18 protein-coding genes and 1 tRNA gene are annotated in these 20,887 nt (G+C 67.8%); 13 read left to right on the forward strand and 6 right to left on the reverse strand.

Translation table 11 applies throughout. From position 1 onward, the window contains the following. Window positions 1-259 precede the first annotated feature (259 nt). The 9 genes from DESTE_RS15225 (at window position 260) to DESTE_RS15265 (ending at window position 7,246) form a co-directional block, all read left to right on the forward strand. Window positions 260-796, forward strand: coding sequence for a nitroreductase family protein (locus DESTE_RS15225; protein ID WP_051384502.1), 537 nt, complete (start codon window positions 260-262; stop codon window positions 794-796). 32 nt (window positions 797-828) lie between these two features. Further along, window positions 829-1,434, forward strand: a complete 606-nt coding sequence (locus DESTE_RS15230) for an MBL fold metallo-hydrolase (RefSeq protein ID WP_035070622.1) — start codon at window positions 829-831, stop codon at window positions 1,432-1,434. A gap of 89 nt (window positions 1,435-1,523) precedes the next feature. Beyond that, window positions 1,524-1,790, forward strand: coding sequence for a hypothetical protein (locus tag DESTE_RS15235; RefSeq protein ID WP_035068497.1), 267 nt, complete (start codon window positions 1,524-1,526; stop codon window positions 1,788-1,790). Between the two features lie 2 nt (window positions 1,791-1,792). Next, window positions 1,793-2,425, forward strand: a complete 633-nt coding sequence (locus DESTE_RS15240) for a flavodoxin family protein (protein WP_035068499.1) — start codon at window positions 1,793-1,795, stop codon at window positions 2,423-2,425. 201 nt (window positions 2,426-2,626) lie between these two features. Next, the gene (locus DESTE_RS15245; RefSeq protein ID WP_245590872.1) at window positions 2,627-3,271 is read left to right on the forward strand and encodes a ComF family protein; all 645 of its coding nucleotides are present in this window, start codon (window positions 2,627-2,629) and stop codon (window positions 3,269-3,271) included. A gap of 104 nt (window positions 3,272-3,375) precedes the next feature. After that, window positions 3,376-4,113, forward strand: coding sequence for an SDR family oxidoreductase (locus DESTE_RS15250; RefSeq protein ID WP_035068503.1), 738 nt, complete (start codon window positions 3,376-3,378; stop codon window positions 4,111-4,113). A 283-nt stretch (window positions 4,114-4,396) separates the two neighbouring features. After that, complete coding sequence (locus DESTE_RS15255) at window positions 4,397-5,185, forward strand: DUF4198 domain-containing protein (protein WP_035068506.1); 789 nt, start codon at window positions 4,397-4,399, stop codon at window positions 5,183-5,185. Between the two features lie 279 nt (window positions 5,186-5,464). Beyond that, window positions 5,465-5,863, forward strand: a complete 399-nt coding sequence (locus tag DESTE_RS15260) for a response regulator (RefSeq protein WP_035068509.1) — start codon at window positions 5,465-5,467, stop codon at window positions 5,861-5,863. Window positions 5,864-6,337: 474 nt separating this feature from the next. Next, entirely contained in the window at window positions 6,338-7,246 is a 909-nt protein-coding gene (locus DESTE_RS15265; RefSeq protein ID WP_035068512.1) for a Tim44 domain-containing protein, read from the forward strand. Window positions 7,247-7,459: 213 nt separating this feature from the next. Here the strand turns inward: DESTE_RS15265 and DESTE_RS15270 are convergent, their stop codons facing one another. Together DESTE_RS15270 and DESTE_RS15275 are read right to left on the reverse strand one after the other, a co-directional pair. After that, window positions 7,460-7,951 carry a peroxiredoxin gene (locus DESTE_RS15270; protein ID WP_035068514.1) on the reverse strand — a complete coding sequence of 164 codons (492 nt, stop codon included), beginning with the start codon at window positions 7,949-7,951 and terminating at the stop codon, window positions 7,460-7,462. A 238-nt stretch (window positions 7,952-8,189) separates the two neighbouring features. Continuing rightward, window positions 8,190-10,313 (reverse strand): AsmA family protein, encoded by a 2,124-nt coding sequence (locus DESTE_RS15275; RefSeq protein ID WP_035068517.1) that lies wholly within the window; start codon window positions 10,311-10,313, stop codon window positions 8,190-8,192. Between the two features lie 392 nt (window positions 10,314-10,705). On the opposite strand from DESTE_RS15275, the gene DESTE_RS15280 reads away from it, so the two are divergent. Together DESTE_RS15280 and DESTE_RS15285 are read left to right on the forward strand one after the other, a co-directional pair. Further along, on the forward strand, window positions 10,706-12,361 hold the full coding sequence (locus tag DESTE_RS15280) for a cobyric acid synthase (RefSeq protein WP_035068520.1): 1,656 nt from the start codon (window positions 10,706-10,708) through the stop codon (window positions 12,359-12,361). A 98-nt stretch (window positions 12,362-12,459) separates the two neighbouring features. Further along, window positions 12,460-13,611: a hypothetical protein gene (locus DESTE_RS15285; RefSeq protein ID WP_245590873.1), complete on the forward strand. Its 1,152-nt coding sequence runs from the start codon at window positions 12,460-12,462 to the stop codon at window positions 13,609-13,611. Between the two features lie 244 nt (window positions 13,612-13,855). Here DESTE_RS15285 and DESTE_RS15290 read toward each other — a convergent pair whose 3' ends face one another. Beyond that, window positions 13,856-14,293: a hypothetical protein gene (locus tag DESTE_RS15290; RefSeq protein WP_035068524.1), complete on the reverse strand. Its 438-nt coding sequence runs from the start codon at window positions 14,291-14,293 to the stop codon at window positions 13,856-13,858. Between the two features lie 479 nt (window positions 14,294-14,772). Between DESTE_RS15290 and DESTE_RS15295 the strand changes: the two genes are divergently transcribed. Beyond that, the gene (locus DESTE_RS15295) at window positions 14,773-15,351 is read left to right on the forward strand and encodes a glycosyl hydrolase 108 family protein (protein ID WP_035068527.1); all 579 of its coding nucleotides are present in this window, start codon (window positions 14,773-14,775) and stop codon (window positions 15,349-15,351) included. Window positions 15,352-15,590: 239 nt separating this feature from the next. Beyond that, window positions 15,591-15,833, forward strand: coding sequence for a GlsB/YeaQ/YmgE family stress response membrane protein (locus DESTE_RS15300; protein ID WP_035068529.1), 243 nt, complete (start codon window positions 15,591-15,593; stop codon window positions 15,831-15,833). 144 nt (window positions 15,834-15,977) lie between these two features. Here the strand turns inward: DESTE_RS15300 and DESTE_RS15305 are convergent. The 3 genes from DESTE_RS15305 to secA all read right to left on the reverse strand — a co-directional run bounded on the left by DESTE_RS15305 (window position 15,978) and on the right by secA (window position 20,517). After that, window positions 15,978-16,070, reverse strand: a tRNA-Ser gene (locus DESTE_RS15305). Window positions 16,071-16,377: 307 nt separating this feature from the next. Then, window positions 16,378-17,616 carry a bifunctional glutamate N-acetyltransferase/amino-acid acetyltransferase ArgJ gene (gene argJ, locus DESTE_RS15310; protein ID WP_156925390.1) on the reverse strand — a complete coding sequence of 413 codons (1,239 nt, stop codon included), beginning with the start codon at window positions 17,614-17,616 and terminating at the stop codon, window positions 16,378-16,380. A gap of 366 nt (window positions 17,617-17,982) precedes the next feature. Then, window positions 17,983-20,517 (reverse strand): preprotein translocase subunit SecA, encoded by a 2,535-nt coding sequence (secA, locus tag DESTE_RS15315; protein WP_035068532.1) that lies wholly within the window; start codon window positions 20,515-20,517, stop codon window positions 17,983-17,985. Window positions 20,518-20,887: the final 370 nt, after the last annotated feature.

The following is a 20,887-nucleotide window of genomic DNA, read 5'->3' on the forward strand; positions in this document are numbered from 1 at the left end:
GCACCCTGTGCTCATTTGGACATGACGCCGTCCGGAGCGTGGGGAAAGGTTGAACCGTGCGGTGGCTTGGGCTATGGTGCTGATCGTCCGGTCTGGCCGGTTTGGCGCGAGCCAGTTTGGCGCGAGCCAGTTTGGCGAGAGCCGGATTGACGCGAGCCGGATTGCCGCGAATCGGTCAGGCCGTGCGCAACCGCCCCATCCGTTTCCGGCTCATCCCTTCCGAGCCCAATTTCCAACCGCCAGTGCCAAGAACACACCCATGACGGACCCCCATGTTTCCGATGCATCCCGCGCCGTGATCGACGCCCTGCACGAGCGCCGCAGCATCCGCCGCTTCACCGGCGAGCCGGTCACCCGCGACGAAATCGTGGCCATGCTGGACGCGGCCCGCTGGGCGCCCAGCGGGCTGAACAACCAGCCGTGGCGCTTTCTGGTGGTGCGACCCGGCGACCCCCGGCAGGAGGCGCTGGCGGGCTGCACCAAATATGCCCGCATCGTGCGCGATGCGGGAGTGCTGGTGGCCGTGTTTCTCGACCGCGAGGCGTGCTACCACCCCATGAAGGACCATCAGGGCGCGGGGGCCTGCATCCAGAACCTGCTGCTGGCCACCCATGCGCTGGGTCTTGGCGCGGTGTGGCTGGGCGAGATCGTCAACCAGGCGGAACAGGTGGAGCAGGCCCTTGGGCTGCCCGCCGGGCGTTACGAATTCATGGCCCTCATCGCGGCCGGGCGTCCCGCCCAGCGCGGCTCGTCCGACCGCGCCCCTCTTGAAACTCTGCTGCTGGAGGCCTTGTGAGCCCTGTAAAGCCGCGCATTTCCACCTTTCCCATGGGGCCGCTGGAAACCAACGGCTACCTCGTGCACCTGGACGGGGCGGCCATTGCCGTGGACCCGGGCGGTGCGCCTCGTCCCATGCTCCAGTACGCGGAAAAGAACGGGCTTGCCCTTACGCACATCCTGATCACCCACCTGCACTTCGACCACATCTACGGTGCGGCGGCCCTGGCGGAGGCCTCTGGCGCGCCGGTGCTGGCGAGCGCAGCCGACGCCTTCCTGATGGAGACGGAACTGGGCCGGGGCGGGGCCTTCGGCTTTCCCCGCGTGACGCCGTTCAGCTACCAGCCGGTGGAAGAAGGCGACCTGGACCTGGGCGCCATCGCCTGCCGCGCCCTGGCCACGCCGGGGCACACGCCGGGCAGCCTGTCGTTTCATTTTCCGCAGGCGGGCGCGGTGATCGTGGGCGACCTGCTGTTCCACCGGTCCATCGGTCGCACGGACTTTCCCGGCGGCGACCTGGACGCCCTGCGCCGCTCGGTGGTGCAGAAGATCTTCACCCTGCCCGACGACACCCTGGTCTACCCGGGCCACGGGCCTGAGACCACCGTGGGTTCCGAAAAATTGAACAACCCGTACTTCACGGAGTTTTCCCTGTAGCCTTTACGTACAGGCTGTTATATTCGGAGCGTAAGTATATGCCGGAACCGCTGCTTGTCGATTTGCGAGCCACCTGCTGAGGGGTGGGCATGGAGGTAGGTTGGTACCTCCGTTTCAAGCCTGATGCGGCTCTGGTGTTTCTGGTCGGCCATGGGTCCGTGGATGCGGCGCTGGGTGCGCTGCACACGGTTTCCGGCTGGCAGGCCAAGGTCACCCGGCACGAGGACCATGCGGAAATCCGCTTCCGGCGAGGCACGCCGGACGGAGACGATGCACGGTGGCGCGAGCCGGGTGGGCCAGGGGAGCCAAACGATGCCGGTGGGGGGCGCCACACCGGGGGGCACGGCAAGGAGTAGCCATGAACGCAAGCACCATTCCTGCCCGGGCGTTGTCATGCAGCCCGCGCGCCAACGGCAACAGCGACAAGCTGGCCGCCCTGTTCGCGCGCGGATTCGCCGAGGCTGGCGGCAACATAGAGGTCACGCTGATGCGCCAGTACGAGGTGCGCCCCTGCGTGTCCTGCTATCGTTGCCAGCACGATCCCAACGGCTGGTGCTTTCTGGAAGGCACCGACCGCAGCGCTCCGCTGTTCTCCATGCTGCACGAGGCCCCCGCGCTGTTTTTTGCCGCGCCGGTATTCTTCTATCACCTGCCCGCCATGTTCAAGGCGTTCATCGACCGGGGCCAGTCCTACTGGCTGCGACGCGAGGCGGGCGACCCCCGGCTGCTGTCCCTGCCGCGCCGCACGGCCTGGGTGGCCCTGGTGGCCGGGCGCAAGAAGGGCGAGCATATCTTTGACGGCAGCCTGCTGACGTTGCGCTACTTTCTGGCGGCGTTCAACATCACCCTGGCCGAACCGTTGCTGCTGGCGGGCTATGACGGGCCGGACGACATCGCCAACGATCCGGCAACCTGCGCGCGAGTGCTGGAATACGGCGGCAATGCCGCGCGGGCCATGTTCGACGGCCAGGCCATGGCCGTGAACCAGTAGCCGGTGCATCCCCTTCGGGCACGCCTTGCGGCGTGGGCGCGCGCCTGCGGCCTGGCGGAAGTGCGTTGCGCCGCCTGTGGCAGGCCGTGCGAGGGGCAGGCCGCAGATCCTCCCTGTACCCCGCGCGGCGGTAATGCCGTCGCATCGCCCGGTCCGGCGGAATCATTTTTCCATGCCCCGCCCTTGTGCCCGGCCTGCACCGTGGCCTTGGCTCCGCGCCGGGGCGGCATCTGCCCGCGCTGCGGCGCGCCGCACGCCCTGCCCACCCTGCCGGATTCGCCCTGCGGCCATTGTCTGGCCTCCCCGCCGCCATGGGCCGCCTTTCGCATGCACGGCCTGTATGAAGGCGCCCTGCGCCATCTGGTGTTGCGGGTGAAATTTGCCGAGGACCATGCCGCCGCGCGTCTGCTGGGCGGGCTGCTGGCCACGGCCTGCGCGGGCCTGCCCCGGCCCGACGGAGTGGTGCCGGTGCCGTTGCACCCGGAACGGCTGCGCCGCAGGGGCTGCAACCAGTGCCTGGAGCTTGCCCGTCTGCCCGCCGCCGCCCTGGGCGCGCCGTTGCGCCCCGGCTGGCTGACCCGCGTGGTGCCCACCCGTCCCCAGACGGGGCTTTCACGGCAGGAGCGCCGCCGCAACCTGCGCGGGGCGTTCGCCGCGCACCCGGACGTGCGCGGCAGGCGCATTCTGCTGGTGGACGACATCTGCACCACCGGCACCACGCTGGCCCGTGCCGTGGACTGCCTGTTGCGGGCCGGGGCCGTGGTCGTGGACTGCGCCGTGGCGGCACGTACCCCCGCCCATCCCGCCCATCCCGCCCATTCCGGACAACGCGGTCGGCGCGGATAGCCGCCGTCGATTGCCTTTCCCCGACCTTTCCTTACTTCCCCATCCGTAGACCTCATGCCCGCGCGCGGACACATGCCCGCACACGGCAACGCAAGGAGCACGCAATGGAAACGACAGCCAGAAACGCCATCGTCACCGGCGGATCGCGCGGCATCGGCCGGGCCATCGCCCTGCGCCTGGCTCGGGACGGATTCGGCGTGGTGGTCAACTACGCCAGCAACGCGGCCGCCGCGCTTGACGTGGTGGACGGCATTGTCCGTGCGGGGGGACGGGCGGTTGCCGTGCCCGGCGATGTGGGCGATGCGGGCGATGTGGAGCGGCTGTTCGCCGCCGCGCACGACGCCTTCGGCCAGGTGGGCGTGGTGGTGAACAGCGCGGGCATCATGCCCATGCTGCCCATTGCCGGGGGCGACACCGCAGCCTTCGAGAAGGTGCTGCGCACCAACCTGACAGGCGCCTTCAACGTGCTGTCCCAGGCGGCCAACGCGCTTGCGGCGGGCGGGCGCATCATCGCCCTGTCCACCAGCGTCATCGCCAAGTCCTTCCCCGGCTACGGGCCGTACATCGCCAGCAAGGCAGGGGTGGAAGGGCTGGTGCGGGTGCTGGCCAACGAACTGCGGGGGCGGTCCATCACCGTCAATGCCGTGGCCCCCGGGCCGGTGGCCACGGACCTGTTCCTGAACGGCAAGACCGAGGAGCAGATCGCCACCATCGGCAAGCTTGCCCCCCTGGAACGGCTGGGCACGCCGGAAGAGATCGCCGCCGTGGTGTCCTTTCTGGCCGGGTCGGAAGGCGGCTGGGTCAACGCCCAGGTGGTGCGGGTGAACGGCGGGTTTGCCTGATCGCTCGAAGCGTCCTGTTCATTCCGGTGCCCCCTGAAGAGGCTTGAGCCATCGGGGCACGGGGCCGGTGGATCACCGTTGCAGGCGGCATCGGGTGTCTTGCGGCGCGCATCAGGACGGCACTCCATCCCCTGCGCGAGAGCCGGGGCACGGGCCATACGGCCTGCATCCCCGGCCCTTGCGCGCTTTTGATGGTGACACGACATGCTGTTTCGTGTAACGAAGCATCTCATATTTCATGCTTCGTATCCCTGCACGCATATCAACAGGAAAGGAGTGTCCCATGCAGCTTCGCAGGCTTGTCGGCGCGCTGGCGCTGGTGCTTGTCACGGCGGCCCCGGCCCTTGCCCACTTCGGCATGATCATCCCCGACGCCCCGGTGGCCACCGCCGCCAAGCGCGCCGCCACCGTCACCCTGTCGTTCTCGCACCCCTTCGAGGGGCACGGCATGAACCTGGAACGTCCCCAGGCCTTCGGCGTGGTGCGGGTGGACGGCGACAAGACCGAACGTACCGACCTTCTGGCCTCGCTGAAGGAAACCAAGGTCATGGGCAAGGCCGCCTGGAAGACCGGTTTCACCTTCCCCAGGCCCGGCGTGTACATGTTCACCATGGAGCCCAAGCTGTACTGGGAGCCGGAAGAAGACTGCTACATCCAGCATCTGACCAAGGTGGTGGTGCCCGCCTTCGGCAACGAGGACGGCTGGGATACCCCGGCGGGGCTGAAGTTCGAGATCATTCCCCTTACCCGCCCCTTCGGCAACTACGCGGGCAGCGTGTTCACCGGCGTGGCCATGCTGGACGGCAAGCCCGCCCCCGGCGTGGACGTTGAAGTGGAATACTACAACGCCCAGGGCAAGTACGCCGCGCCCACCGAGTTCCACGTGACCCAGGTGGTCAAGACCGATGCCAACGGCGTGTTTACCGTGGCCTGCCCGCTGGCGGGCTGGTGGGGCTTTGCCGCGCTGACCACCGCGCCCGAACAGGTCAAGGGACCCGATGGCGCCATGAAGGACGTGGAAATCGGCGCGGTGCTCTGGACCCGCTTCGACGCCTTCAAGTCCGCAAAGTAGCAGCCAATTACAGGCCGCGCGCGGCGGGGACCCCCGCCAGGCCCATGCAATGATCGCCCGGTTCCGGCTTGTGCCGGGGCCGGGTGTCGGCATATCCGCAGGCTGGCGCAACCATGCGGTAAAGTGGCATTACGTAGTCCATGCAGTGGGTAGGGCGCATGATTGGTTGCCCCATGACGGCTTGCATTCCATGGGCGAAGCCTTATGATTGCCTGAACGCCACCGGCGCGGCCTTCACGGCGCACCGGCCCCGGCGTCAGAACCGGTCCGGAGGCTTCCATGCGCGTGCTCATCGTCGAGGACGACTTCACCAGCCGCAAGTACCTGCAAACCATCCTGTCGCCTTACGGGGCCTGCGACATCGCCGTCAGCGGTGTCGAGGCGGTTGAGGCATTCGCGGCGGCGCTGAACGCGCAACAGCCGTACGACCTTGTCTGTCTGGACATCATGCTGCCCGAGATGGACGGACAGGAGGCCCTGCGGCGCATCCGCGCCATGGAGCGCAAACAGGGGGTGGCCCCGGCGGACGAGGTGCCCGTGGTGATGACCACCGCCCTCGACGACCCGCGCAACGTGGTGGAGGCCTACTACAAGGGCGGGGCCACGTCGTACGTGCCCAAGCCCATCGACCGCCAGTTGTTCGTACAGATGTTGAAGGGGCTTGGCGTCATCCGCTGATCCCCAATCGTCCTTTCGCCCGTTGGCTTCGTCAAACCGCGCCTTCCATGGCTTTGCTGTCCTTATCCGTAAGATTCGCGTTACGCGCTCACCTAACGGCTAAGGCTCGGTCAAATACGATCAGAGCGCGATGCGGTCGCCATCCGTAATGCTCGAAGACTCGCATAACGGCTGCCGCATATTCTCTCATGGCAGGCTTGTTTTCCTCGCCAACGAACGAAAATCCTGATTGGGGAATCTCCCGGCTTTGCTGAAGCCATTCTCCTCACGCATCTGCCCGGCGCTTCCGGCCCGGAGCCGCAGCGCCGCCCGTCGCATGCCGCCGTTTCGATGGTGGACCGACGCCGCACCGACACCCCCGTCGTTGCACCGGCCCTATTTCATGTGGGCCGCAACTGATGCGGTATGCCGGTGGGCACAGCCCGCCTGTCTACCCCGACTTCGACCCACCGCACGCATCCATCGGGAGTACCCATGACCCGTACCCGGATTATTGCCTGTTGCCTGGCCGTAGCCGTGGCCTTTTGCCTGAGCATGACCGACCTTGCCGACGCCAAGCGCCTTGGCGGGGGCAGGTCGTTCGGCGGCAGCCCCAGTTACCAGCGCAGCTTCACCCCCACCCAGCCTTCTCCTTCCTCGCCGAGCTTCAACCGGCAGCAGCAGACCCAGCAGCCCGGCCCCGCCACACCGCAGCAGGCCCCGCGCTCCCGCTTTGGCGGGTTCGGCGGCATTCTGGGCGGCATGCTGGCGGGCAGCCTGATCGGCTCGCTGCTGTTCGGCGGCGGCTTTGGCGGCGTGGGCATGATGGACATGCTGCTGCTGGCGCTGGTGGCCTTCATGGCGCTGAAGTTCTTTGCCGCCCGTCGCGGCAGCAACCCCGCCCCGGCCAACGGCCCCGGGGGCATGCGCCGCGAGGCCGATTACGGCGCCCAATCCGGCTCCAGTGCCGGGTGGGACGCCCTGCGCACGGCCCCTGCGGCTGCCGCTGACGCGCAACCCGCGTCGCCCGGCATTCCCGAGGGCTTCGACACCGAGGACTTCCTGCGCGGGGCCAAGCTGGCCTACAACCGCCTGCAATCCTCGTGGGACCGGCGCGACCTGGACGACATCGCCCAGTTCACCACCCCCGAGATACTCAGGGAAATCACGCAACAGGCCCAGGAAGACCCCGGCCCCTCGCGTACAGATATCCTGTACTGCAACGCCAGCGTGCTCTCCGTCACCGAAGAGAAGGACCGCAGCGTGGCCACCGTGTTCTTCGACGTGCTGATGCGAGAGGACGCCCAGGCTGATGCGCCCGGCCAGGTGCGCGAGGTATGGCACTTCGTGCGCACCGGCAACGAGATGTGGCGGCTGGACGGCATTCAGCAGGTGGAAATGTAGCAGCGCGCCTGATGCCGGGCGGCAGACGCCCGGCGGCGGGTAGGCTGCCGGGCACAGAAGCGCCGAATGACATTGAAGGGGCGGTTTCCCGTGGGTTCACCACAGGAAGCCGCCCCGTTTCGTGCATTCCGCATGGCCCTGCATCGGCGCGTTGCGCCAGTCGCATCGGACAGCTACCGGACGCTGGCGATGCTATTTGCCTGTCAGCCTCTGCTATTTGCCTGTCAGGCGCCGCAATTCGTCCAGCACCGCTTGGGCATGCCCGTCCACCTTCACCGGCGACCACACCGAACGCACCGCGCCCTCCGGCCCGATGAGAAAGGTGGAACGCACGATGCCGGTCACCGCCTTGCCGTACATCATTTTGGTGCCGAAGGCCCCGTAGGTCTTGGCCACCGAGCGGTCCGGGTCGCTCAGCAGGGCCACGCCCAGGTCCTGCTTCAGCGTGAAGTTGCCGATGGCTTTCGGAGAATCGGGGCTTACCCCGACCACGGCCGCGCCCGCCGCCGCAAACTCGGGCAGCATGCAGGTAAAGTCGCGCGCCTCGCGGGTGCAGCCGGGGGTGCTGGCCTTGGGGTAGAAGTAGAGCACCAGCCATGTTCCGGCAAAGTCGGCCAGGGCGCGCGGCGCACCGGATGCGTCCGCCAGCCGGAAGTCGGGGGCCGCCTTGCCCGACAGCGAGGCGGCGGTGATCAGTTCGCTCATGGATATGCTCCGTGGTCTGGGCCGATGTTCATTATTTGCGGGTGGTGCAATACAGCGGGGTGCCGCTGCCGGATGTATCCGGAATAGCCGCGCTCCGGTTCGGCGCTTGCCGGTGTCTTTCCGTGGCGCCGCTCTGCCGCAGGTGCACTCTGGTGTGCCCTGAAGTCGTGTTCGGTCGCAATGCCGCCCGGAATGCCCCCCATTCGGCGGGGCGCATTCCGGGCGGCGTGGGTGTCCGCTATTGCTTCTGGCCCGGCAGCAGGCCCTTGATGGCCCCGCCGATGCCCTTCACGGCTTCGCCGCCCTTTTCCACCGGGGCCTTGATGACGCCGCCCGCGCCTTCCAGGGTGTTCATCAGCATCTTGGTCGGGTCCACCCCGTAGCTGGGCGAATCCAGCGATCCGCTGATCTTGATGGGGATCTTGGGCAGGCCGGTGACGTCGAGCGTGGCGGCGTAGTCCACCACGTTGCGGCCAAGGTCGGCCGTGCCCGCGCCCGTGGCGCCGATACCCGGCGAGACGAACTTGAGGTCCTTGTTGCTGACCACGCCCTTGTCGGCGCGGATGGACGCGGTAAGGCTGTCGAACTTCTGGCCCGATGCCCCCGCCCGCCTGGATTCCGCGCCCTTGATGCCTTCGGGGATGATCTGGAAGCCGTGGATGGTGCCCTGGGTCATGGCCAGCGACGCCGTGCCCGCCAGGGTATGCTTGGCGGCGTTCCAGTCGTCGCCGGTGGCGGTGAGGTCGGTCTTCACGTCGGTACGGGCCGAAACGTGCCGCTTGCCCAGCGCGGCCTGTTGCAGTTCGCCCACCTCCACCCCCTTCACGGTGGTGACGATGCGCGACTTTGTCGCTTCGGCGCGGGTGTCTGCGGTGATGTCGCCATTCACCGCGCCGCCGCCCAGGTTCAGTTGCAGCGGGTTGATGCGCACCAGCCCCTTGTCGGCCACCAGGCGCACCAGCACGTTGGTCATGGGCACCTTGGATGCCACCAGACGCCCGGCCTTGAAGGTGACATCCGCATCAATGGCGCGCAGGGACTTCTTGGCCTCTGCCGTGCCGTCCTGCGGGGCCGCCTTGCCGTCTTTGCTGCCCTTGCCGGTAGTCGGTGCGGCACCCTTTTCGGGGGCCTTGCCCTTATCCCCTTCCGGCGGCAGGTAGCGGTCCACGTCGATGGCGTCCAGCGCCAGTTCGGCCCGGATGACCTGCACCGCGCCCGGCACGGCGGATGCCTTGCCCTGAATGGCGGTGTCGTCCAGCTTGCCGGTGATGGAGCGAACGTCCACCTTGGTGGGCGCGGCCTGCACGTCCAGCTTCAGGTCCAGCGCGTCCAGCACCTTGGGGTCGGCGGTGCGCACCGGGGTGCCCAGCGATTCCATCGCCTTGCGTGGCGAACCGGCCAGGGTGACCAGCCCTTCAAACGACTGCGCCCCCAACGCGGCGGTGCCGTTGACGCCAACCTTCATGGTGGGCGTGGACAGCGACAGCCGGGCGATGTCCACCCGCTGTGGCACGGTGTGCACGGTCAGGTCGCCCGCCAGTTCCACCTTGCCGAGTCCGGCGGGCGCCACGCCACCCTTGGGGGTAAGGGTCACGGTCAGGCCGTCGATGCGCAGCACCGAGCCGTCCAGGTCGGACTGAACCTTGGCGGTGAGAGAAAGATCGGCCTCGATGTCCGGCTTCTGGCCGGACATGGCCACGGCAAGCTTGATGTCGGCGGGGTCGCCACCGGGGGCCAGGCCGTTGACGTTGACGTTCAGGTCGCGGGCGCGGAACTGCTGCCCGGTGGACAGGTCGCGGAAGGACAGCGAGGCGCCCTTCACCGACAGGGTGTCCACGGCCACGGCCATGGGCGCGCCGCCCGAGGCCGATGGCTGTGCGGCCTGGGGCGCGGGGGACGCGGGGGCTGCCGGGGCCTGGCCGGGCTTTGCGAAGTCCCAGTTGGTGCGGCCATCGGCGGCGCGCACCAGGTTCAGGTGCAGGCCGTCCAGCATCAGTTCCGCCACCTCCACCCGCTTGGACAGCAGGGGCATGAAGGCCACGCGCAGCCCGCCGCCCTTGATGCGCAGGAAGATGTCGTCATCCCCCGATGTGCCCGATGCAGGAGGCGGCGCGGCCTTGGGAAAGTCCGGCGGATTGCCGAGGTGCATGGGGCCGAAGGCGACGCCCAGCCACGGGAAGAAGGACAGCGAAAGGTCGCCGTCGAAGACCAGTTCGCGGCCCGTTGCCGAGCGCGCGGCATCCGCGATGCGGTCCTTGTAGTCGTTGGGATTGATGGTGGCCACCACAATGGCGATGGCCGCAGCGGCAAGGATGACCAGGGCGCCGATGGCGGCGGCCACGAGTTTCAGCGTTCTGTTCATGGCGGTGCTCCCGGTTGGGGGTTGCCGAAGGGGCGGAAGAGGCGGGCCGGGGCCGCACGGGAACGGCGGCGAAAAAGGAAAGCCCGAGCCTTCCCGAAAGATAACCCACCGGGGATGTTGGGGCAAGGCGTGAGAACAAATTGCGGCGGGGCAGTGGGAAATGTCCACCGCGAGGGCTCTCCGCAGGGCGCAGGGCGCTGAAACTTCGCCGGGGCGGCACCGGGGCGCTCTGGCGGAGCGGTGCGATTCGCGCTAGACCTTGGCCCATGAATTCCGTCACTCCGCCGTCCACGTCATCCTCGGCGCCCGCACCGTCCACGTCATCTGCCCCGTCAGACGCAGCATCCTCTCACGCAGAACAGCGCGCCTGCGTTTCCCGCACCCCGGCCCTGATGGTGCAGGGCACCTGCTCCAACGCGGGCAAGAGCATCCTTGCCGCCGCGTTCTGCCGCATCTTTCTGCAGGATGGCCTGCGCGTGGCACCGTTCAAGGCGCAGAACATGGCGCTCAATTCCTGCGTCACCCCCGACGGACTGGAGATGGGGCGGGCGCAGGCCGTGCAGGCGGCGGCCTGCCGCCTGGACCCGGACGTGCGCATGAACCCGGTGCTGCTGAAGCCCTGTTCCGACGTGGGCTCGCAGGTCATCGTCATGGGGCGGCCCGTGGGCGTCATGCGCGTACGCCAGTACGTGGACTACAAGCCCCAGGCGCGCGACGCGGCCTTTGCCGCCTACGACAGCCTGGCGGCGGAGCTCGACGTGATGGTCATCGAGGGTGCGGGCAGCCCGGCGGAAATCAACCTGAAGGCCCACGACATCGTGAACATGGCCATGGCCCGCCATGCAGGGGCGCGGGTGCTGCTGGTGGGCGACATCGACCGGGGCGGGGTGTTCGCCGCGCTGGTGGGCACCATGGAACTGCTGGACGACTGGGAGCGCGACCACGTGGCGGGCTACCTGCTGAACAAGTTCCGGGGCGACGCCAGCCTGCTGGACCCGGCGCTGGACTTCATGAAGCAGCGCACCGGGCGGCCCGTGCTGGGCGTGGTGCCGTACCTGCGCGGCCTTGGCCTGCCGGAAGAGGATTCCGTGACCTTCAAGGAAGGCCTGCCCGGCCTGCGTGGCCTGCCCGGCCTGCGAGACGGGCTGGCGGCGGAAGGCGGGCCAGAGGAGCCGGGCGCGGGGCCGGACAGCGTACCGGACATCCTGTTGGACATCGTGCTGGTGGACCTGCCGCACATCAGCAATTTTACGGATGTGGACGCCCTGCGCGGCGAACCGGACGTGCGGCTGCGCGTGGCCCGCACCCCGGCGGACCTGCCTGCCCCGGACGGCAGGATGCCGGACGCGGTGATCCTGCCCGGCAGCAAGAACACCACCGGCGACCTGCGGGCCCTGCGTGCCTCCGGCATGGCCGATGCGCTGGCGCAGCTTGCACGTAACCCGGATGGGCCGGTGATTGCGGGCATCTGCGCCGGGTTGCAGATGCAAGGGCTGTCCGTGGCCGACCCGCTGGGGCTGGAAGGCGGCGGCAGCGAGCAGGGGCTGGGCCTGTTGCCGGTACGCACCGAACTGGCGGCGGAAAAGACCCTGCGCCGCACGGCGGGGGTGCACCCGCGCAGCGGCCTGCCGGTGGCGGGCTACGAGATTCGCCACGGCATCACCGTGGCGGCGGAAGGGCCCGAGGGCGGCGGCACCGGGCAGATGCGGAGGGGCGGGCTGGCTGAGGGCCACGACACCACCGGCGACCCTGCAAGCCCTGACGCAGCGTTTCCCTTCCTGCTGCGCGAAGACGGCGGCCCGCTGGGCTGGGCCACCCACGGGGGGCGGGTGTGGGGCACCTCGCTGCATGGGGTGTTCGACGGGGACGGGTTTCGCAGGCATTTTCTGGACGGGTTGCGCACACGCCGGGGGCTGGCCCCGCTGGGCCGCGTGGTGGCCCCGTATTCGCTGGATCCGGCGCTGGACCGGCTGGCCGACGCCGTGCGCGCCGCCGTGGACATGGACGCCATTTACGATATGCTGCACCTGCGGCCTGGCCGGGTGTAGGAACGTGCGGCCCGATGGACGCAAGCGGCGGGCTGCCGCCAGAGTCGCAGGGAAGGGGACACGTGATGCAGACTGACGGGAAAAGGCGGGGCGTGCCGATGCGTTTCTTGTTGTTGCTGGCATGCCTGCTGGTGGTGTTGCCCGCCCGTTTCGCGGCGGCTGCCGGGGGCGATGCGCCGCAGGCGGCAGCGGCTTCCGGCGGCATGCCAGCGTCCGTGCCCGGCATGCTCGCCTTGGGCGGGTCCGTGCCGTCCAATCCCGCTCCCGCCGATTCGGCAGCATCCGCTGCTGCGCCGTCCGGTCCCGATTCTTCCGCCCCCGCGGCATCCGTGCCCCCCTCCACGGAGCACATGCCGAATTTCGGCGACCAGCCCGCCACCGAAGGCGCCAGGGCGCTGTACGCAGAGGCGGTGCGCGTGCTTTCGCAGGTGCGCAGCACCCGCTACACCGGCAGCTATGTGGTGGACGAGGACACGGGCCGCTTCGAACTGAACTGTTCCGGCTTCCTGTCGCTGCTGCTGTACGAGGTGAACCCCTCGGCCCTGGCCACCGTGGACCGCAGCGGCAAGCATTATCGTCCGCGGGCGGAGGATTTTCACCGCAGCATCCTGCGCGCCGGACCCAAGGGCGATGGGACAGGCTGGCTGCGGCTGGAGCGAGTTTCCGACCTGCGCCCCGGCGACGTGGTGGCCTGGCTGCGCCCCGCCGAGCGTAGCGCCAGTTCCGCCACCGGGCATGTGATGGTGGCGCTGGCCAGCCCGCGCCTGAACCCGGCCCGCCCCGGCGAGGTGCTGCTGCCCGTGGCCGACTGTACCCTGAGCCCGCACGGCGACCTTGTCGCCATGCACGAGGTGGGAAGCCCCGAATCGGAAGCGGCGCGGGCCGCGCGACAGGTTGGTGAACCCGCTGCCGCACCGGATGCGGGGCAGGTGTCACCGCAGGCGCCGGGACATGTCGCGGAACAGGCGCTGGCCCCCGTGCCCGGTTCCTCCCTGGGGCAGCCCCGGCTACCCCAGACGGCACCTCAGATAGAGGCAGCCCCGGCCATCGCCCCCGGCCTGGAACGGGCCAGTGCCGCGTGGCTGGACGCATTGCCCCGGGACGCGCGCGAACCGGGCATCGGCGGCGTGGGCAGCGGGGTCATCGGCCTTGCCACCGACGCCACCGGTCACCCCGTGGCCTACTGGTGGCGGGGCGGAGTTTCACGCCACCGGCTGGTGACCTCGATCATGCTGGGACGGGTGGAATAGCCCGAGATGCGGGCTGGCGCGGAACGGACGTTGCGAAAGGCGCCGTGCCGCTTTCCTGAGCCCTGACCGCATCGGTCACCCCCTGACTGCATTGGTCAGTTCCGGCACTGTTCGGCGTGCCCACCTTCCACCAGCCTTTTCTCCGTACGAACTGGCCCGACAGGGCGGGATGTGTCCCGTACCCCTGCCGGGCCGTGTGCGTTCGTCCGGTTCCGCGCCCGGTGCTTTCCGGGCGTCTTCATCATTACCTGGCCAGTTCGTCGGCCTTCTTGCGCAGGTAGTCGCCAAGGTCGTTCATGGCGGCCTTGGCCTTGAACAGGTTGAGGTGCAGCGCATCGGTAAAGCCGAGCACGTTGGCCCCCTCCTTCAGCGGGGTGGACGACTGGCCGAGAGTGGCGTGCTTCAGGCGGCCACCCTCCACCACGAACACCGTGGTATCCACCATGTTGCCCAGGAATTCCTTTTTCACGTCCACGGTGAGCACCACGGTGTTGCCCTTCAGTTCGCGTTTGGTGATGTCGCCCATTACCGATTCGCCAAGGTAGATCTTTTCGTCCTTGATGTCGGGCACGGCGTCGAACACCACCCGGTAGTCGTTTTCGAACAGGCCGAGCACGGCATGGGTGCTGGTGGCCGCGCCCGGCAACAGCAGCAGGGCAAGAAGAAGGACAAGGATGCGCATGGGTACCTCCCGTAATGGCGGATGATGGCGAGTGATGCCGGTGAAAGTGGATGACGGCGGATGCCCGCGGGGCAGAGGGGGCGCGGCAGGCGCTGTGCGTGCACGGTTGCCATGTGCGTGCGGCCCGGACCCCGGCCCGGCGTAGCCACCAGCATACACTCTGGCGCGCCTTGTGGGCAACCGCGCGACGCCGGGGATCACTTTTCCGGAGCATGGTGCGGTACCGGAAATTTCCTCCAGGGCGGTGCGGTGGCGCTTCCCCCGCGCACGGGTACGCTCAGGTGTGCCCCTTTCCTGCCCGCGCGAAATTTCCAACGGGGTGTTCGGGCCGTGTGCGGTCTGCTATGCACGACGGGAATCAGGCAGTGCGCGATGGACGCCCCGCGTGGCGCGTGGGCTGCTTTTTACGCGGTCGGTTCCTGCTGGCGGAAACCGGTCGCGCGCGGCGCGTTGCCAAGCCCTGCGCGAGGAGGTGCGCCATGGCGGATTTTGCACCGGAACTGGCGAAGCTTGATGGCATCGAGGGCGTGTACGACAACGACCCGGACGACGTGGGCGGCGAGACCTGTTTCGGCATTGCCCGGGTCTTTCACCCCGGTTGGGCGGGATGGCCGCTGGTGGACGCGGCCAGGGGCAAGCCCGGTTTTCCCGGCAGCCTTGCGCGCGACCCCGGCGTGCTGGCGGCGCGGGCGGCCTTCTACAAGGCGGAAAACTGGGACCGCTTTGCCTGCGACGAATGGGACCAGGGTCTTGCGGGCGAGATTTTCGAGCAGGCGGTCAGCCTGGGCAACGGGCGCGTGGCGGAACACCTGCAACGCGTGTGCAACGCCCTGAACCTTGATGGGCGCTACGGGCCCGACCTGGAGGTGGACGGCAAGTTCGGAAGCAACACGCTGGCCGCGTTGCGCAAGGCCGTGGCGGACAAACGGTCGCGCGCCGTGCAGTACGGCATCAACGGGCTGCAATGCGCCCGCTACGTGCAACTGGCCGAGAAGAACGCGGTCAAACGCAAGTGGACCGGCGGCTGGCTGGCCAACCGGGGCGGCGCTACACCCTGACGGTTTGCGTTGCCGCGAGAATCCGGGACGGGCAGCAGCACAAGCGCCCGTCCCGCCCTTGCCGCCCTTGCCACCCCTGCCGCTGCTGTCGCTGTTGTCGTGCCCCTTGTCGGCGCGTGCATGTCCCGTTTTGCGCGGGGGGGCAGACTTTTTTCCGTGCCGGGGGTAACATGGGGGTGCAACCCCGGCGGACGCCGCAGTCGCGCAGCCGCCGTCATTCACTACGGGAGGATACGACCATGGGCATCATCTGGTTTCTGCTGCTGGGCGCGCTGGCCGGTTGGCTGGCCGCCAAACTGATGCAGGGGCGCGGCTTCGGCTTTCTGGGCAACATGGCCGTGGGCGTGGTGGGCGCGGTGCTGGGCGGATACCTGTTCGGCATGATGGGCGTGCACGGCGGCGGCATGTTGGGTTCTCTGGTCACCGCCGTGGTGGGGGCCATCGTGCTGCTGTTCCTGGTGGGGTTGATCAAGAGGAATTGAGGGGCGTGCCGTAGGGGTACGTCAGGGCTTTTGGTGCCAAACGGGCCGCGCCGCCGTGTCAGACGTCGCGCGCGTACATATTGGATTAACACTCCGAATATAATGCGAAAAGGGCCACGGTTTGCACCGTGACCCTTTGTCGTCTGGCGGAGAGGGAGAGATTTGAACTCTCGATACAGGTTTTGCCCGTATACTCCCTTAGCAGGGGAGCGCCTTCGGCCGCTCGGCCACCTCTCCATTGTCGCGCGGCACGCCGCGCGAGAAAGCGTGTGTACCCGGTTGGCGGGCGCGCTGTCAAGCGCGCGGCCCATTTTCGTGGGGCGGAAAGCGTGGCTGGGTGGCTTTGCCGTCATTCCGCCCCTATCGGTATCATTCGTGGGCGGGCAAACGGCATTCAGCCGCCCCCGTTGACGCCATGCTATTCCCGTCGCCAGTCGTGACCCTTTGATCGGCATCGCTGCCAGTCGCCAGCCATTACCGGCTCGTTGCCAGCAGTCAGGCGTCGGTCCCTGCCAGCCACCGTCCAGCCACCAACCTTCCCCCGCTAGCTGCGGTAGTCGGCGTTGCAGCTGACGTAGTCGTGCGTCAGGTCCGACGCCAGCAGACGGTAGCTGCCCGACCCGTTGCCCAGCATGATGTTGACCACGATGTCTCGCCCGGCCAGCGGCTCCTTGAGCAGCGCGTCGAAGTCCAGGTTGGTGGGCTGCCCGCCCCGGAACAGTTCCACCCCGCACAGCGACACGATGACCGCCGCCGGGTTGAAGGTGGCCCCGCTGCGGCCCAGCGCCGCCACGATGCGGCCCCAGTTGGCGTCGCGCCCGTACATGGCCGTCTTGACCAGTTGCGAATGGCCCACGGTGCGCGCGGCCAGTTCCGCGTCGGCGTCGTCGCGCGCGCCCGCCACGTTGATGTGGATGACCTTGGTGGCCCCCTCGCCGTCCTTCACCAGCATGTAGGCCACGTCACCCAGTACGCCGGTAAGCGCCGCGCCCAGCACGGCCAGGTCCGGACCCAGCGCGGCCACGCCGGATGCGCCGTTGGCCAGCCCGAACACGGTGTCGTTGGTGGAGGTGTCGCCGTCCACGGTCACGCGGTTGAAGGTGGCGTCCACCGCATCGCGGAACAGGGCCTGCCAGGCGGCGGATTCCACGTCGGCGTCGCACAGCACGGTGGCCAGCATGGTGGCCATGTTGGGGCAGATCATGCCCGCGCCCTTGGCCATGCCCACCAGGGTTACCGTGCCGCCGGAAAGCTCCACCGTACGCGAGGCGAACTTGGGAAAGGCGTCGGTGGTCATGATGGCTTTGGCGAAATCCTCCGGGCCCTTCTTGCCAAGGTCCGCCGCAAGGGCGGGCACGGCGGCGGTCCACTTGTCCATGGGCAGTTGCGCGCCGATGACGCCCGTGGACGCGGGCAGGATATCCTGCGGTGCAAGGCCGGTGGCGGCGGCCACAAGTTCCAGCGTGGCGCGGCAGTTGGTCAGGCCTTCGTCGCCGGTGCAGGCGTTGGCCTGGCCGGAATTGATCAGCACCGCGCGGGCCTTGGGCGCGCGGGCCAGAATGTCGCGCGCCACCAGCACCGGGGCGGCCTGGAACAGGTTTTTGGTGAACACGGCGGCGGCCACGGCGGGGGTATCGCTGACCACCAGGGCCAGATCGTCACGACCCGACTTTCGGAACCCGGCGCCCGTGGTGGCAAAGCGGAAGCCCTTGGGGGCCACGCAGGTGGCGGGGATTTCTCCGTTGCTGGTCGGGGACGCTGCCGGGGTGTCGTTGGTGGCCATGGTGGCTCCGTGTTCGGCCCGGTGGGCCGGTTGTCGGGTGCGTGGGGTGCCCGTTGTCGCCGTGGCGGTATGCCATCCGGCGTGCGCCATGCGGGGTGCGGCGGTGCACGACGTGCGTATTACGGGCAAGTCCCGGAAAAGTGAAGGGCGGAACGGGTATGACCCGCTCCGGTCCATGACCGACGGCAAACCCCGGAAGCCGGGTCTTGCAAAGGCACGGCAGCCCGATCGCGTGACGGCGGCAGCGCGTGCCGCCTGCTCTCGTGCGGCGTCGTTGGGTCAGCCGAAAAATCCGCCTGCCCCAACGAGCAGGGGCGGAACGGGTCTAACCCGCTCCGCCCCTGTGGATACGCGTATGGTGCGCGGCTATGCGCCGCAGCACTTCTTGTATTTCTGGCCGCTGCCGCAGGGGCACGGGTCGTTGCGGCCAACTTTGGGCTCGGCTCGTCGCTCGGGCGCGGCGGACGGGGTTTCCTTCTGCGCGCCGGAATAGTTCAGGCTTTTGGGTTCTTCCTTGTGCTTGAATTCCTGCTTCAGTTCTTCCGGCGGGGCCTGTTCCTCGCGCTGGATGCGCAGGCGGGTCAGGGCGCGGAACAGGTTTTCGCGCACGCGGAACAGCATTTCCTGAAACAGTTCGAAGCCCTCGCGCTTGTATTCCTGCTTGGGGTCGCGCTGGCCGTACCCGCGCAGGCCTATGCCGTCGCGCAGGTGGTCCATGTTCAGCAGGTGTTCCTTCCAGCAGCGGTCCACTTCTTCCAGCAGGAAGAAGCGCAGGATGTCGCGGTACACCTCGCCGGTGTCGCGCTTCAGTTCGTCCAGGATGGACAGCACGGCGCCGCGCGCGGTTTCGCGGTCGGGCAACTGGCCGTCACTCAGGGGCAGCACGCGGGTGATGTTGAACACGTCGCGCAGGCGGGCCATGGCGTAGGCCTTGGCGTCGTCGCCTTCGCTGCCCTTGCCCTGTTCCGCATCGCCGTAGATTTCGTCGAACACGTCGTCCATGAACTCGACGGCGGTCTCGTCAAGGTCCGCTTCCATCATGGTTTCGCGGCGCAGGGTGTAGATGACCTCGCGCTGCTGGTTCATGACGTTGTCGTAGTCCAGCAGGGTCTTGCGGATTTCGAAGTTGTGGCCTTCCACGCGCTTCTGGGCGTTTTCGATGGCCCGGCTGACCATGCGGTTCTCGATGGGTTCGCCTTCTTCCATGCCCAGCTTCTGCATCAGGCCGGAGATGCGGTCGGACCCGAACAGGCGCATCAGGTCGTCTTCGAGCGAAAGGTAGAACCGCGAAGAGCCGGGGTCGCCCTGACGGCCCGAACGGCCGCGCAACTGGTTGTCGATGCGGCGGCTTTCGTGGCGTTCGGTGCCCAGGATGTGCAGGCCGCCGCTTTCGCGCACGCCTTCGCCCAGCACGATGTCGGTACCGCGGCCCGCCATGTTGGTGGCGATGGTGACCTTGCCGTGCTGGCCCGCCTGGGCCACGATTTCGGCTTCCTGCTCGTGGTGCTTGGCGTTCAGCACGTTGTGCGGCACGCCCGTCTTCTTGAGCATGGCCGAAAGCAGTTCCGACGTCTCGATGGAGATGGTGCCCACCAGCACCGGCTGGCCGCTCTTGTGCAGTTCGCCAATGGCGGCCACGATGGCCTCGAACTTTTCGCGCCGGGTGCGGTAGATGGAATCCGGGTAGTCCTTGCGGACCATGGGCTTGTTGGTCGGGATGGTGATGACCTGCAGCCCGTAGATCTGCTGGAATTCCACGGCTTCGGTGTCCGCCGTGCCGGTCATGCCCGCCAGCTTCTTGTACATGCGGAAGTAGTTCTGGAAGGTGATGGAGGCCAGCGTCTGGTTTTCCGCTTCCACCTTCACCTTTTCCTTGGCTTCCAGCGCCTGGTGCAGCCCGTCGCTGAAGCGGCGGCCCGGCATGAGGCGGCCCGTGAACTCGTCCACGATGACCACCTGGTCTTCGGGGGTGACGATGTAGTCCACGTCGCGCCGGAACACGTGGTGGGCCTTCAGGGCCTGCAACACGTGGTGCTGGAAGGTGATGTTGCCGGGGTCGAACAGGTTGTCGATGCCCAGCAGCTCTTCGCATTTGGCCACGCCCTCGTCGGTGAGGGTGGCGGTGCGGGCCTTTTCATCCACGGAAAAGTGGGTTTCGGCGGCAAGCCTGGGGATGATTTCGTCCACGCGGCGGTAGAGGCCGGTGGAATCCTCCGACGGGCCGGAGATGATCAGCGGCGTGCGCGCTTCGTCGATGAGGATGGAGTCCACTTCGTCCACGATGGCGAAATTGTGTTCACGCTGCACCAGCTGGTGCGGGTAGAACTTCATGTTGTCGCGCAGGTAGTCGAAGCCGAATTCGTTGTTGGTGCCGTACGTGATGTCGGCGCCGTAGGCCTCCTTGCGTTCCTCGTCCGACAGGCCGTGCACGATGACGCCCACGGAAAGCCCCAGGAAGTTGTACAGGCGGCCCATCCACGCGGAGTCGCGCTTGGCCAGGTAGTCGTTGACGGTGACCACGTGCACGCCAAGGCCGGAAATGGCGTTCAGCACCACGGGCAGGGTTGCCACAAGGGTTTTGCCTTCACCGGTCTTCATTTCGGCGATGCGGCCTTCATGCAGCACCATGCCGCCCACCAGCTGCACGTCGAAGTGGCGCATGTTCAGGGCGCGCTTGCCCGCCTCGCGCGTCAGCGCAAAGACTTCGGGCAGCAGGTCGTCCAGGCTGCGGCCGTTCTGGGCCTGTTCGCGGTATTCGGCAATGCGCGCCGGAAAATCGTCGTCGGCAAGGGCCTGCATCTGCGGTTCAAGGGCGTTGATGGCCTCTACGCGGGTGCGGCAGCGCTTGATGTAGCGGTCGTTGGAAGAGCCGAAGATGCTTTTGAACAGGGTATCGAACATTCCTTCTCCCGAATGATGGGGGCGGTGGGAACGCGGGACGGCGAAGGCCGGTTGCCGCGCATAAGGCCCGCGCCGGGCGGGGCTGGCGATGGCCGCAGGGCCGGTGTGCCCCGCTGTGTCGGACGGTTCGGCTGCACCTGCGGATGGCGCGCGCAGCGTCCATCATGCGGCGGTGCACTGAAAACGTGCGCCGCGCGGCGAATGGCCGAACCCACCTCAGATAAGTCAAATACTTGCGGTTGGCAATGCGCGCCCCCTTACTTCACACGCATTGCACCGGAATGACAGGCAAACGTTACGCAGTTCGGCGCATTCTGCATGGATGGGGCGGGGTGCTGGCGGCAGCGTGCGCTCGGATGCCATGCAAAAC

This window comes from Nitratidesulfovibrio termitidis HI1 (assembly GCF_000504305.1).
GTDB classification, from domain to species: Bacteria; Desulfobacterota; Desulfovibrionia; order Desulfovibrionales; family Desulfovibrionaceae; genus Cupidesulfovibrio; species Cupidesulfovibrio termitidis.